The organism is Pedobacter chitinilyticus (assembly GCF_003313385.1).
Lineage (GTDB): Bacteria > Bacteroidota > Bacteroidia > Sphingobacteriales > Sphingobacteriaceae > Pedobacter > Pedobacter chitinilyticus.
This window is the reverse complement of sequence record NZ_QMHN01000006.1, coordinates 97343-111057: the sequence shown is the minus strand read 5'-3', so window position 1 is coordinate 111057 and position 13715 is coordinate 97343. Positions and strand designations below refer to the sequence as shown.

Sequence of the window (13715 nt, the reverse complement as noted above, 5' to 3'; positions counted from 1 at the left end):
TTTCCGCAAAGATCGCAAAGAAGGGTTTTTCGATAATCTCTTAATTTTCTTCATTCCTTAATGGTTTTACATCTCTAATAAAACAAAAAAGGGTCCCGAAATATTCAGGACCCTAGTGATTTATAATTTGGTTTAGTTATGCGATTTATTTCTTATCGTCTTTTGACAAGTCGATAACGATAGGCGTAGAGATACATAATGATGAGTAGGTACCAATGATACGACCAATTAATAAGGCAAAGATGAAACCACGGATGCTATCGCCACCGAAAATGAAGATCACGATTAATACGAAGAACACCGATAATGAGGTTAAGATGGTACGGCTTAAGGTACTGTTCAAAGCAAAGTTGATCAACTTGTTACGCTCTTCGCCTTGTACATCAGTTTTACCGCTTTCAGCCAAACGCTCACGGATACGGTCAAATACAATTACCGTTTCTGTCATGGTGTAACCCATTACGGTTAAAATTGCAGCAATAAAATCTTGACCAATCTCTAGAGGGAAAGGCAACACGCCATCTAAAATAGTGTAGAAAGAAAGTACCAATAAAACGTCGTGGAATAGAGCGATTACCGCACCTAAACCATATTGCCATTTTTTGAAACGTACCAAGATGTAGATAAACATCACTAAACACGAGAACAATACTGCATAAACAGCGCTTGTAATAATGTCGCTAGCAATAGTAGGCGTTACCTTTTGTGAACTTTCAATGGTATATTTTGCACCTAAACCATCTAAACCTTTTCTCAATGCAGTTTCAACAACTTTATCTGCATTAGCATCTTGGTCGGTAATGTGGTAAGGTGTAGTAATTTTTAATGAATTGTCAGTACCAATGGTTTTAACCAAAGCTTCTTCACCTTCAAAGTTTGCTGATAAAGTTTTAGCCACTTCTTCAGTATTCAATTGCTTGTCGAACTTCACCATGTAAGTTCTACCACCTTTAAAGTCAACACCTAAGTGAAGTCCGCCATTTTTCACATAGAAAACAGCACCTAAAATGATGATTACCGTAGAGATGATATAGTAAAGCTTTCTGCGACCTACGAAGTTAAACGCTAGGTTTTTGAAGGCGTTACGGGTCATGCTGTTATCGAAAGTGATATTTGCTTTCTTGTTCATCATCGATTCGAAGATTAAACGAGAAATTAATACCGCTGCAAACAATGAAGTAGCAATACCCACACACAAAGTAGTGGCAAAACCTTGTACTGGTCCAGAACCGAAAACAAATAGGATCACACCTAGGATGAATACGGTAATGTTCGAGTCTAAGATGGACGACATGGCATGTTTGAAACCTTCTCTGATGGCTACGTTGGTAGATTTACCTTGTGCCAATTCTTCACGAACACGCTCGAAGATTAGAATGTTAGCATCTACCGATAAACCAATGGTTAATACGATACCTGCGATACCAGGAAGTGTTAACACCGCACCAAATGCAGCTAAAACACCCATGATAAAGAATACGTTGATGACCAAGGCAATGTTTGCTACCCAACCTGCTTTGTTGTAATAGAATGCCATAAAAGCAAGAATTACCACGAAAGCTAATACGAATGATAGTAAACCACTATCGATAGCTTGTTGACCCAATGATGGACCTACCACAAAATCTGAAACGATTTTAGCAGGAGCAGGTAACTTACCCGCTTTTAATACGTTAGCTAAATCTTTAGTATCTTCTTTAGTGAAACTTCCAGTGATTGAAGAAACACCGTTAGGAATTTCGTTTTGTACCGTAGGCGCTGAGTAAACCGTGTTGTCTAACACAATCGCAATGGCTTTTTTGTTGTTAGGATCAGCAGCAGCTTCAGCCGTCATTTTTTTCCATTTCGTAGCACCTTCGCTGGTCATGAACATGGTAACGTCTGGATTGTTGTTTTGGTCAAAACCGTCACGAGCATTCGCAACCGCATCACCACTTAAATCAGGACGACCATCTAATGAAGTTACTTTAATAGCATAAAGTTCAAATGCTTTGGTTCCAGTTCTAGGTTTTAATCCCCACATGAATTTCATGGTGGTTGGGATTAAAGACTTGATTTCTGGTTTAGATAAGTAAGCATTTACCTTAGCGGTATCTTTTTGCAAAGCGTAACCAACTACTGCACCTGGCATTAATTGTCGTTGGCCATTTTCGCCTTGATAGATAGGTAATTGTAATACGGTATTGATAAGCGGGCTCGCTTTTGCAAGCTCAGCAGTTTTAGCACTTGCGCTAGTATCTTTAGCTGCAGGAGTGTTAGCACCTTTAGTTAAGCCAGCTAATTTACCACCCTTAGCGGTTGTGTCAGCAGCAACAGTTTTAGCTGTAGTATCTTTTAAGGTAGTAGCAAGGGTTTTGTTAATGTTCTCTAAAATAGGGTATACCTCTTGCGATTGGTATACTTGCCAGAACTGAAGCTCGGCAGAACCTTGTAATAATTTACGAACACGTTCTTTGTCTTGGATACCAGGCATCTCAATGAAGATCCTGTTTGAACCTTCTTGTTTCTGCATGTTTGGACTCACTACACCAAAACCATCGATACGACTACGTAAAATGATAAATGAACGGTCGATAGCGCTAGTGGCCTCTTTGCTCAAATAACTTTTTACATCAGCGTTGCTCGCAGTAGCTTTCAGTTGTGCTGAGTTGTCTTGGTTAGCAAAAAAGTCTGCTAATTTTCCGTTAGGCACTAATTTTTCATATTCGCTTACAAACAATGCAATGAAATCTTTGCCACCGGCGTTCATCTGAGTTTGAGCGTTAGATAGTGCCTTGTTAAAGTTCTCATCAGAAGTGTTACCCGCCAATGATTTGGTCAACTCTGCCAAAGAAATTTCCATGGTAACATTCATACCACCTTTTAAGTCTAGACCTAAGTTGATTTCTTTGCTTTTTACTTGCTGATAGGTAAGGCCTAATAAAGGATATACCTTTTCGGTAGCCATCGAGTCTAAGTATGCTTTTTCTTTAGCTTCATCGCCTTTAGCAAATTCCTTAGCCTTTTTCTCTACGTTGTAAGTAATGATGTTGAAAGAAAGTGAATACAGACAGACAATACCTAAAAGTATCGCCATGAATTTTATAAAACCTTTACCTTGCATTGTTTGTTTAATTCTATTTTATAATAAGCTGTTTTTTAACAAGTCGGCAAATCTAATTATTTTTTTAAATAATAGAACCTCTTATTGTAATTTTATTGGGATAAGAAATATATTAAGCCACAGATGCACAAATGATTTAGAAATATTGATCTGTGTATCTGTGGCTAGAAAAGTTTAAACCCTTTCCAAAGTAGAAAAAGTATAAGCGAATTTGTTCTTTTCATCGGGTAAGTGATCCACTTTTTCAATTTCTCTCCAGGTCTCATGATCAAGTTCAGGGAAAAAAGCATCGGCTTCAAATTCCTGATGTACCCTTGTAAGGTAAATACGATGTGAAACGGCAACGGCCTGTTTGTAGATTTCGGCTCCGCCAATAATAAAAACCTCTTCCTCGTCTTTACTTAGGGATAAAGCTTCTTCCAAAGAATTCACTACTTCTACACCTTCGAGGTTTAAATCTTTTTGACGTGTAATGATGATGTTTCTTCTGTTGGGCAGGGGCTTGCCAATAGAATCGTAAGTTTTACGGCCCATGATAATGGTATGTCCCGTGGTAATGTTTTTAAAGTGCTTTAAATCAGAAGGCAAGTGCCAAAGCAATTGGTTGTCTTTGCCAATGGCGTTATTTTCTGATATGGCTACTACAATGGATATTTGGTTCATTAGTTTATAGGTTCATTAGTTCATTGGTTCATTTTTGCCGAGTTGTACTAGCTTCTTGTTTTCCGATAAACTTGATGTAACTGTTTAATTTGAGGTGTATTGTTTCTAATTTTCCAAGCAAGTTAGTGTATTGCTCTTTAGTGATTAGATTTCTCTGTTTTGATTTTCTAATAAAAGATTTTACTTCTAAAATCGAACCTCGGCTGTAATAACAAAAGTTCTTATTCTCTTTAAAATGAAATCTCCCATATCCTTCCGCAATATTTGCACTTATAGAGTCTGCTGCTCTGCAAATTTGTTTTCCAATGGTATCTTTTGCGAAAAAATCCCAATTTAAGACAATATTCCATATTTCGTCGGATATTTCTTCGGCAAGGGTATAAACCTCTAGCTCTTCTATTCTGTTGTGGCTCATAGTTTGGTAGTTGATTTGACTAAGCTATAGAAAATCAACTAATGAACCAATGAACAATTGAACTAATTACACTGCAACAATCCCTTTGATGTGCGGATGCGCTTCGTAATTCACCAATTCAAAATCCTCAAATTTGAAATCAAAGATATCTTTCACTTCTGGGTTGATTTTCATCGTTGGCAATGGCTTAGGATCTCTGCTCAATTGCAGTTTCACTTGCTCCAAGTGGTTATTGTAAATATGGGCATCGCCAAAGGCGTGGATGAAATCACCAGCCTCTAAACCGCAAACTTGTGCCACCATCATGGTTAGTAAAGCATAAGAAGCAATATTAAAAGGTACACCTAAGAAAATATCCGCACTGCGTTGATATAATTGGCAACTTAATTTCCCATCCGCAACGTAAAATTGAAAGAAAGCGTGACAAGGAGGTAAGGCCATGTTTTCAATCTCGGCAACGTTCCAAGCAGATACGATGATACGTCGTGAATCGGGGTTGTTTTTAATGGTGTTGATGATTTGGGTAATTTGGTCAATATGGCCGCCATCAGGTTTTGGCCAGCTGCGCCATTGTGAACCATAAACAGGCCCTAAATCCCCATTTTCATCCGCCCATTCGTCCCAAATACGCACACCGTTATCTTTCAAGTATTTAATATTGGTATCGCCCTGCAAAAACCAAATCAATTCGTGGATGATCGATTTTAAATGCAGTTTTTTGGTAGTCACCATTGGAAATCCTTCCTGTAAATTAAAACGCATTTGGTAGCCAAATACGCTAATTGTTCCCGTTCCCGTTCTGTCGTGTTTCTGCGTGCCAGTGTCCAGCACATGCTGCATCAAATCTAAATATTGTTTCATATACTCCTCTAAAGGTGTTTTTACGTCATTTCGACTGAAGCGCAGCGGAATGGAGAAATCTTTGGATATGTTTAAAAGATTTCTCGGCTACACAATGTTTCGCTCGAAATGACGCATTGATTAGGTGTCCGTGTTAAATTGTAAAATACAAATCTAAAGATTAAATAGGAAGGAATGTTCACCCCTTTTTCCACAAGATGATTTTTTATTGATTTCCATTCCAGGAAGTGCCTCAATATGCCGTAAATGCCTTAGATTTGTTCATCATGATGTTCAGAAAAATTATCTTATCATTTACGATTGCTTGCTGGTTTGGCATCCATAGTTTTGCCCAAAGTCCGCAAGCTCAAAAACTGTCGAACGCTGCCCTTGAGCTTACTAAAGATAGGGTGGTTTATGATCCTGCTTATTTTAAGATTGCGTATCCCAATGGAGATGTGCCCGTAGGAAAGGGAGTTTGTACCGATGTAGTGATTAGAGCTTATCGCAAACTGGGTACAGATTTGCAAAAAGAAGTACACGAAGATATGAAAGCGAATTTCAGGCTGTATCCAAAAAACTGGGGCATGAAAACTACGGATAGAAATATCGACCATAGGCGCGTGCCTAATTTAATGGTGTTTTTTGGTAGAAAGGGAGTGAAAAAGCCAATGACGAAGAAGCCAGAAGATTATTTACCTGGAGATATTGTGTGCTGGGATTTAAATGGCAGGCAAACGCATATAGGTTTAGTGGTCAATCGTAAATCTGGAGATGGCAAACGCTATTTAATTGTACATAACATAGGTGGTGGACAGGTAATAGAGGATGTACTTTTTGATTGGAAGATTATTGGACATTATACTTATCAGTTGTAAGTTATTAGTTTTAAGTTTTAAGTGATAGGTTTGGTCTTTGCTCTTTTATCTTTGCTCTTTATTCTTTTATCAATCTAAAATCTGGGGATGCTAACATTTGCCAATGCTAAAATAAATTTAGGCTTGTTTCTTACCGAAAAACGAGCAGATGGTTACCATAACCTGCAAACCGTTTTTTATCCCATTAAGATACATGATGTAGTAGAGCTGGTGGATGCGGATGAAACGTCGATGCTGATCAAAGGAATTAATATACCAGGAGATGCTAGCGATAATATCTGCTTAAAGGCATTTCAAGCTTTGCAGCGAGATTTTAATTTACCTCATCAGCAAATTGTGTTACTTAAAAATATTCCTGTTGGGGCAGGTTTAGGTGGTGGCAGTGCTGATGCCGCTTTTTTAATTAAACTGACCAACCAAAAGTTCGAACTAGGTTTAACTGATGAGCAGATGGAGAGTTATGCCAGGCCATTGGGCGCTGATTGTGCATTCTTCATCAAAAATAAGCCCACCTATGCTTTTGCCAAAGGCGATGAATTTGAAGATTTGTCGGTAGACCTGTCTAAGTATTATTTGGTATTGGTAAAACCACCAGTGCATGTTTCCACAGCACAGGCTTACAGCAATATAAACGTAAAACAGCCTTCCACTTCTTTAAAAGATTTGATACATTTGCCGCTACAAGATTGGCAAGCTCATATTTTCAACGATTTTGAGCCTTCTGTTTTTGCAAAATATCCACAAATTGACGAAATAAAAACAAAGCTTTATCAAGCTGGGGCTAAATTTGCACTCATGAGTGGTAGCGGCTCTTCGGTATTTGCAATTTTTGAAAAAGAGGTAAAACTGCCAGATCTAGAGAAAGAGAATTTAGTTTTTTACGATATATAAGCGGAAGGCTTAAAGCGAAAGGCGGAAAGCTTTTGGCATTGAGCTTTAAGCTTTAAGCTAATGAAATAATGGAAATCAACCTAATCCGCAAAAGCGGAAAATTTAATTTTGAGGCAGAAAACGATAACGGCTTTACCGTTGAACTGGATGCAAAGCCTGCCATTGGCGGAGAAGGCAAAGGCTTTCGCCCGATGGAAATGTTATTGGTAGGTTTGGGCGGTTGCAGCGGTATTGATGTGGTCAATGTACTAACCAAACAAAAAGAACCTTTAAACGATATCAAAATCAATATTAAAGCTACTCGAAAGGACGAGGAAATGCCTCCTATATTTGATGTGATAGACATTCATTTCAACTTATTTGGAGATTTAAGCGTTCAGAAAGTGGAACGTGCCCTACAAATGACTTTTGATAAATACTGCTCTGTTTCCAATATTTTGGGCAGGTCAGCAACAATAAATTTTACATATACAATTAGTAGCAAGTAGTAAGTATCGAGTATCAAGATTTAATGCTTGTGCTCGTTCGCTGTCTTGATACTTGATACTCAAATCTAGATACTAGAAAAAATGTCAGATCATTTCGAAACCATAGCCATACGCACTCAAACCGAAAGAAGTTCGCACAAGGAACATTCATCACCTATTTACCTTACTTCGAGCTATAAGTTTGATGATGCGGAAGAAATGCGTGCCTTGTTTGCCAACGAAAAAGAAGGTAATGTGTACAGCCGTTATTCTAATCCAAATACTTCAGAGTTCATTGAGAAAATGGTGCTGTTGGAAGGTGCTGAAGACGGATTTGCCACGGCAACGGGTATGGCGGCTATTTTCACTACGTTTGCTGCTTTCCTTAAAAATGGCGACCATATTGTTTCAAGCCGTTCAGTATTTGGTTCTACACACCAATTATTGACCAACGTGTTCGCAAAATGGGGGGTAACATTTGATTATGCTGATTTAGATAAACCCGAAGATTGGGAAGGCTTAATCAAGCCAAATACCAAAATGATTTTTGTAGAAACACCATCAAATCCTGGTATCGACATTATTGATTTGGAATTTTTAGGTGGACTGGCCAAAAAGCACAATGTTTTATTGGCGGTAGATAATTGTTTCGCCACGCCATATTTACAACAACCCCTTAAATTAGGTGCCCATATTTCTATCCATTCGGCCACTAAATACATTGATGGACAAGGACGTGCTTTAGGTGGAATTATTTTAGGCAGCAAAGCACTCATTGCAGAAGTTGTTGCTTTTGCGCGTCACAGTGGACCTTCTTTGTCGCCTTTTAATGCGTGGATTTTGTCGAAGAGTTTAGAAACATTGGCTGTGCGCATGGACCGTCATTGCGAAAATGCTTTAAAAGTTGCGCAATACTTGGAGAAGCATCCAAAAATTAAATTGGTTAAATATCCTTTCTTGGAATCGCATCCGCAGTATAGCATTGCTAAAAAGCAAATGAAACAAGGTGGTGGTATTGTAACCATTGTGGTGAATGGAGGCATAGAAGCTGCTCGTAAATTTATGGATGGCTTAAAAATGTTTTCTATCTCTGCGAATTTAGCTGATACAAGGTCGATTGCAACACATCCAGCAACCAGTACACATAGTAAACTGACCGAAGAAGAGCGTAATATTGTAGGTATTGAGCAAGGTTCTATCCGTTTGTCTATCGGCTTAGAGCATATTGATGATATTTTGAAAGATATTGAGCAGGCGTTGGACAGTTAGCAGTTTTCAATTAACAGTTTTCACTTGCCAAAGAGCAAATAAAAAAGGAGCAAAATTAATTTGCTCCTTTTTTATTTATAACGAACACGTCATTTCGACTGAAGCGTAGCGAAATGGAGAAATCTAACAGCTGTGTTAACGATGGAGATAGATCTCTCCTCGTAAACTCGTTCGAGATGACGAAGGATGAGCGGGAGCTGCTTTTTTATGCATCACGTCATTGCGAGGTACGAAGCAATCTTAAAGCTATTAAGGAGATTGCTTCGTACCTCGCAATGACGGATAATTGGCGGTTCTGCTACTTCACCAACTTAATATGATGGTCTGAAAGTGTAATTAAACGTTCTTTATACAAACCACCAATGGCCTTTTTAAAAGCACTTTTACTTACCTGAAACCTATTGTAAATCTCTTCTGGCGTACTTTTGTCACCAAGGTTTATCTCGCCAACAATTCTTAATTCTTCCAGGATATAATCCTTCGTTTCTAAAATATGTCCAAAGCCCGACGGTTGCAAGGTTAAGTCAATTTTGCCTTCTACCCTAATTTTCTTAATCCATCCAGTGGTTCTTTGTCCAACCTCAATCACCGAGAAAACCTCGTTATGGTATAGTAAACCAATAAATTCATTATTGATGATGGCATTGTAGCCCAAATCAGATTTATCCACAATCAAAAGATCAACCGCATCGCCTTCTTCGAAATCAAAATTTTCGAGTTCAACAAACTGATCTACTTTAGATGAAGCCAGTAATTTATTCGAGAAATCATCAAGGTAAACAAATACCACATAGCTCTCACCGAGTTCCATTGGCTTTTTTTGCTCCCTTTTGGGCACAAAAATATCTTTATCAATGCCGATGTCTAAAAAAGCACCATCATCATTTACACTCACTACCGTTAACAAGGCAAATTCATCAGCGGTTGCCAACACTTCTTTTAAAGTAGCAACGGTACTGCCATCTTTATTGAGGTAAACAAAAGCTTCTACATCATCGCCTAAGTTTAAATCACTTGGTACGTCCTTAAATGGCAAGAGCACTTCTTCGGTACCATCAGTTAAGCTTAAACCCTGACTATTTTTTGCAGCTACACGTAATTTATTGTATTTCCCTATTGCAATCATCTTACTTAATTAGCTTGCAAAGATACTAAGATTATGAAGATTAGCTTTTGTGTTTTACAGGTTTAAATAATTAGGAATATTATCTTTGGTCTAAGATATCTTCTTTATGCTCCGACCGGTGTTTTTTTTATGCTTGCTGCTTTTCCTAAGTGTTTCTTGTTTCGCTCAAGAGAGCTATATAAACGCATTTGTAAAATCTTGGTCGGTAACGGGTACGGCCCAAACTGATAGTGCTGAGGCTAGCTATGTGATTCTTAGAAATGAATTTAAGCTTAAGAGCTTTCTGAAACTAACTGCTGAATTTAACCGTTATCTTGAAAATAATACCGATAAGCGATTGAGAGCAAGATATTGTATGTTCGATGTGCTAGGGCGGAGGGTTTTTAATGTCAAGTTAACTCGTCAGGATAGTTTAAAAATTAAGGAAGCTATTAAGATGGCCAGCAATTTGAAAGACGATCAATTGCTTGCTGAGATTTATGCCTTGGCTGCCGATATAGATTATGAGGGAGGATATTTGCTTTATAACTTGAAAGCGATAGAATTGCAAAAGAGAATAGGATATCAATATTTTTCTTACGTTCAAAATAGGTATTTAGGGGCAAGTTTATCACTTTATAAAACTAAAGATTTTCGGGAGAGCATCAAATACGGAGAAAAATGCCTGACCTTTAAAAAAGTAAAAGTCTATGAGTGGGACCCCATGGTTTACATTTTCCAGCTGGACGTATTGGGCGCTTCGCATTTGGCGCTTGGAGAATACAAAAAGGCCATCAATTATTATCAGCAGATTATAGATACTATCCAAAAAAAGCCGATACATCCTGAGGCTGACGAGCTGTGGATGGCTATTGCTAACGGTAACATAGGCAGGTGTTATTTTTATGAAGGAAATGTTGCGGCTGCATTGCCTTTAATCGATCAACAATTGCAGTCGGGCATTAAATACAAGCAATATAACAATATTGCCATTGCTCAAAATGCCAGAGGCGAAATATTTCTAAGGCAAAAGCAATACGCAACGGCATTAATTGCTTTTAAAGAAGCGTTGAAAGCCGCCATTACGAGTCGGAAATTAGACGATAAAGTGAAAGCTACTAAAAGCATTGCTATTGCTTATACCCATTTGGGGCAGACAGATAGCGCCATTTATTACCAACATAGTTATGGACGGTATCAACAGGAGCAGGACGAGATGATTAATAAAGGGAAGTTATCTGCGATGAACGCCAGGATGCTGTTTGACAATGCACAGAAAAAACTGGAAGAGGCCAATACCAGTATCCAAAACCTTAAGCAAACCCGAACAGCCATTTTTATAGCAATCGCACTTTTGAGCATTATAGGCTGGTTACTTTATAATAGGCAAGCTTTAAAAATACGCTTAGAAAAGCAGCAAAGAGCACTTGAGGCCGAACAAGCACATAATGCCGTAGAAAAAGCAAAACAAAGCTTGCAGCAGTTTAGAAGCCAGATGCTGGAGAAAGATAAACTAATTGAAAACTTAAGTCTTTCGCTCAAGAAAAATAAACTTCAAAATAACTTTGACGAAAAATTGGTAAATAAGAACCTTTTGGAATACGTACTGGTAACCGATGAAGAATGGCGAAGATTTAAAGAGGATTTCAATAAAGTTTATCCATTATTTTACCCTCGTTTACACGCAGTATTGCCTGATTTAACCTCGGCTGAGGAGCGTTTAGCTAGTTTGATTTTTCTGCAAATGAGCAATAAAGAAATTGCCAATACTTTGGGTATAAGCGCAGATAGCGTAGCTAGAAGTAAAAGGCGTTTGAAGCAACGTTTGCCCTTGGCAGAAGACCAATCGCTCGAAACCTATATCCTTTCCTTGGTATAATAATGAGGGGACATTAGTCGAGAAATCTATCAAATTGTCCGCTTTTTGTCCGCCACAAAAAATGTATTTATCACTTTTAGCAACGAGATTTATGTTCGTTGTAAAACTTTTAAGTGTAAAATTAACGCAAATAGCACATGTATAAACTCAAAAATCAGAGAGTGTTGATTATCATTATTTTAATAGCTTTGCTATTGATGGCACTGGTATGGTGTTATTTCGATGAAAGATTGCTTCAGATAGAGAAAACAGGAATAGAAAGAAGAGAGTAGGAGATTGTCAGGATAATTTTGAGTTGATCGTCTATATACTTCACTAATAATGTGTAAAAACATAGTTGATTTGTGATTTGTAGTTGCTATAGACTTGTTTTACTGATAGATTACAACTATTTTTGATTACTAATCTTTTCAGCAGAGCTAATTCCTTTGGGCAAATCAGTAGAAAATACCGCTAATTTTGAGCAGTTGTTTAAGGACAACTATGCCAAACTGTGTTATTTTGCCACTCAGTTATTGAATGATTCTGAGGCTGCCAATGATGTCGTTCAAGAAACCTTTATGACTTTTTGGAACCTTAATCCCGAAGAGAAAAAGAACATTGGGTCGGTAAATGGTTTTTTGTATCAAAGCGTTAAAAATGCCTCTTTAAATCGCCTACGTAGGCAAAAGTTAGAACATTCTTATCTCAATAAACAAGACGTTGAGCCTATAGAAGATGCGGTAGCGCTTAACCTGATGATCAAATCAGAAGTGATCGCCGAGATTAATAAAGTGCTGGAAACGCTACCTGCAAGCTGTCAGCAGATTTTTAGAATGGGATACTTGGAGGGTCTTAAAAATCATGAGATTGCAGATGCCTTAGACATTAGTATCAATACCGTTAAAACTCAGAAAAAACGAGGACTCCAATTATTAAAGATGAGGCTAAATCCAGATTTTTTTGCCATTGCCGCATTGTTTCTGTTGAAATGATGAATTTTTTTTAAAAAATCTCAAAATCTTTTCACCCCTTTTTCTTTTTCAGGTTTCTATAGGATATATGACACCTCATAGAGATTTTGAATACTTATCGTCGCTGATCCTAAAATATCTGAAAAATGATATTACAGAGAAGGAGCAGCAGATCCTTAATGAATGGCTGGAAGAAAGCCCAAATAATAAATCGCTCTTAGAATCCTTTCGACAAACTGCCAAAGTAGAACAAGATATTGATCAACTAAGAAGTATAGATGTTAACGCTCAATGGGAACGGTTTAATGCTAATATCCGCAATAGCCAACCTAAGAAACTGCGCCTAGCTAAATGGTGGCCTCGTGTAGCCGCAGTTTTGTTGGTCGCATCTTCTGTAGCATTTTACGTTTATCAGTCGCAAAAAAAATCAACCGCTTCAGATGCTGTTCTCGCTTATGATGTAAATCCAGGAAGCGAAAGGGCAATTTTACAACTTGCCGATGGTGCAGTGGTAAATTTGGGTCGCTATCAAAAACATTCAGACCATGATCAGGCCCAAGGCTTTGATGTAAAAGAAGGGACATTGTATTTTACCGCCAATCACACCAAAAGTGGTCAAACCAATCATCATGCCTTGCGTACACCAAGAGCTGGTGAATATAAAGTGGTATTGCCTGATGGTACAAAGGTTTGGTTAAATGCTTCTTCTTATTTGAGCTTTCCTCAAAACTTTGATGGTAACGAACGTAGAGTTCAATTAAAAGGAGAAGCCTATTTTGAAGTAGCCCATCAACCTTCAAAACCTTTTATTGTAAGCTTTAATGATACCGAAGTAAAAGTATTGGGAACGCATTTCAATATCAACACTTATGGCAATACCAGCAAAACCACTTTATTAGAAGGTTCTGTAAGCATTAGCGAAGGTGGACATCAAACCTTATTGAAGCCAGGGCAGGAAGCTTTGATTGAGCAAGGCGAAATTGAGGTGCAAAAAACAGAAGTATATAAATCCATCGCTTGGAAAGAAGGTGTTTTCTATTTCAAAGAAGACAATATCAAAGAAATTCTTGATCAGATCTCTCGGTGGTACGACGTGGAAATTGTGTATCAGGGTAAGCCGAGTCAACAGGCCATTACTGGAAACATCCGTAGACAAGCTACCCTTAACCAAGTACTAGACATGCTGGGTACTTTAACCAATGCAAAATTTAACCTAACAGATAGAACAGTAACCGTAAACTTTAACCCTTAA

12 protein-coding genes are annotated in these 13715 nt (G+C 38.0%); 7 read left to right on the top strand and 5 right to left on the bottom strand.

Annotated features, from left to right (window positions below; translation table 11 throughout):
- Window positions 1-145: 145 nt before the first annotated feature.
- The 4 genes from secDF to DUT70_RS17280 form a co-directional block, all read right to left on the bottom strand.
- Window positions 146-3103, bottom strand: a complete 2958-nt coding sequence (gene secDF, locus DUT70_RS17295) for a protein translocase subunit SecDF (RefSeq protein WP_113648623.1) — start codon at window positions 3101-3103, stop codon at window positions 146-148.
- Window positions 3104-3277: 174 nt separating this feature from the next.
- The gene (locus DUT70_RS17290) at window positions 3278-3766 is read right to left on the bottom strand and encodes a dihydrofolate reductase (RefSeq protein ID WP_113648622.1); all 489 of its coding nucleotides are present in this window, start codon (window positions 3764-3766) and stop codon (window positions 3278-3280) included.
- Between the two features lie 28 nt (window positions 3767-3794).
- On the bottom strand, window positions 3795-4181 hold the full coding sequence (locus tag DUT70_RS17285) for a four helix bundle protein (protein WP_113648621.1): 387 nt from the start codon (window positions 4179-4181) through the stop codon (window positions 3795-3797).
- Between the two features lie 66 nt (window positions 4182-4247).
- Window positions 4248-5042: a thymidylate synthase gene (locus DUT70_RS17280; protein WP_113648620.1), complete on the bottom strand. Its 795-nt coding sequence runs from the start codon at window positions 5040-5042 to the stop codon at window positions 4248-4250.
- Window positions 5043-5308: 266 nt separating this feature from the next.
- On the opposite strand from DUT70_RS17280, the gene DUT70_RS17275 reads away from it, so the two are divergent.
- From DUT70_RS17275 to DUT70_RS17260, 4 genes are all read left to right on the top strand, one after another.
- Entirely contained in the window at window positions 5309-5899 is a 591-nt protein-coding gene (locus DUT70_RS17275) for a DUF1287 domain-containing protein (protein ID WP_205529831.1), read from the top strand.
- Between the two features lie 87 nt (window positions 5900-5986).
- On the top strand, window positions 5987-6790 hold the full coding sequence (ispE, locus tag DUT70_RS17270) for a 4-(cytidine 5'-diphospho)-2-C-methyl-D-erythritol kinase (RefSeq protein WP_113648619.1): 804 nt from the start codon (window positions 5987-5989) through the stop codon (window positions 6788-6790).
- 68 nt (window positions 6791-6858) lie between these two features.
- Complete coding sequence (locus DUT70_RS17265; RefSeq protein WP_113648618.1) at window positions 6859-7278, top strand: OsmC family protein; 420 nt, start codon at window positions 6859-6861, stop codon at window positions 7276-7278.
- 81 nt (window positions 7279-7359) lie between these two features.
- Window positions 7360-8526, top strand: coding sequence for a trans-sulfuration enzyme family protein (locus tag DUT70_RS17260; RefSeq protein ID WP_113648617.1), 1167 nt, complete (start codon window positions 7360-7362; stop codon window positions 8524-8526).
- A 298-nt stretch (window positions 8527-8824) separates the two neighbouring features.
- On the opposite strand, the gene DUT70_RS17255 is transcribed toward DUT70_RS17260, so the two are convergent.
- Complete coding sequence (locus DUT70_RS17255) at window positions 8825-9652, bottom strand: CvfB family protein (protein WP_113648616.1); 828 nt, start codon at window positions 9650-9652, stop codon at window positions 8825-8827.
- A 133-nt stretch (window positions 9653-9785) separates the two neighbouring features.
- Between DUT70_RS17255 and DUT70_RS17250 the strand changes: the two genes are divergently transcribed.
- The 3 genes from DUT70_RS17250 (at window position 9786) to DUT70_RS17240 (ending at window position 13715) form a co-directional block, all read left to right on the top strand.
- Window positions 9786-11510, top strand: a complete 1725-nt coding sequence (locus tag DUT70_RS17250; RefSeq protein ID WP_162926656.1) for a tetratricopeptide repeat protein — start codon at window positions 9786-9788, stop codon at window positions 11508-11510.
- 428 nt (window positions 11511-11938) lie between these two features.
- Window positions 11939-12484 carry an RNA polymerase sigma-70 factor gene (locus DUT70_RS17245; protein ID WP_162926655.1) on the top strand — a complete coding sequence of 182 codons (546 nt, stop codon included), beginning with the start codon at window positions 11939-11941 and terminating at the stop codon, window positions 12482-12484.
- Between the two features lie 67 nt (window positions 12485-12551).
- Window positions 12552-13715 carry a FecR family protein gene (locus DUT70_RS17240; protein ID WP_113648613.1) on the top strand — a complete coding sequence of 388 codons (1164 nt, stop codon included), beginning with the start codon at window positions 12552-12554 and terminating at the stop codon, window positions 13713-13715.

Excerpts from the sequence above, each read along its gene's own strand:
- secDF (WP_113648623.1), bottom strand. The coding sequence starts at position 3,103 with ATGCAAGGTAAAGGTTTTATAAAATTCATGGCGATACTTTTAGGTATT.
- DUT70_RS17290 (WP_113648622.1), bottom strand. The coding sequence starts at position 3,766 with ATGAACCAAATATCCATTGTAGTAGCCATATCAGAAAATAACGCCATT.
- DUT70_RS17285 (WP_113648621.1), bottom strand. The coding sequence starts at position 4,181 with ATGAGCCACAACAGAATAGAAGAGCTAGAGGTTTATACCCTTGCCGAA.
- DUT70_RS17280 (WP_113648620.1), bottom strand. The coding sequence starts at position 5,042 with ATGAAACAATATTTAGATTTGATGCAGCATGTGCTGGACACTGGCACG.
- DUT70_RS17275 (WP_205529831.1), top strand. The coding sequence starts at position 5,309 with ATGATGTTCAGAAAAATTATCTTATCATTTACGATTGCTTGCTGGTTT.
- ispE (WP_113648619.1), top strand. The coding sequence starts at position 5,987 with ATGCTAACATTTGCCAATGCTAAAATAAATTTAGGCTTGTTTCTTACC.
- DUT70_RS17265 (WP_113648618.1), top strand. The coding sequence starts at position 6,859 with ATGGAAATCAACCTAATCCGCAAAAGCGGAAAATTTAATTTTGAGGCA.
- DUT70_RS17260 (WP_113648617.1), top strand. The coding sequence starts at position 7,360 with ATGTCAGATCATTTCGAAACCATAGCCATACGCACTCAAACCGAAAGA.
- DUT70_RS17255 (WP_113648616.1), bottom strand. The coding sequence starts at position 9,652 with ATGATTGCAATAGGGAAATACAATAAATTACGTGTAGCTGCAAAAAAT.
- DUT70_RS17240 (WP_113648613.1), top strand. The coding sequence starts at position 12,552 with ATGACACCTCATAGAGATTTTGAATACTTATCGTCGCTGATCCTAAAA.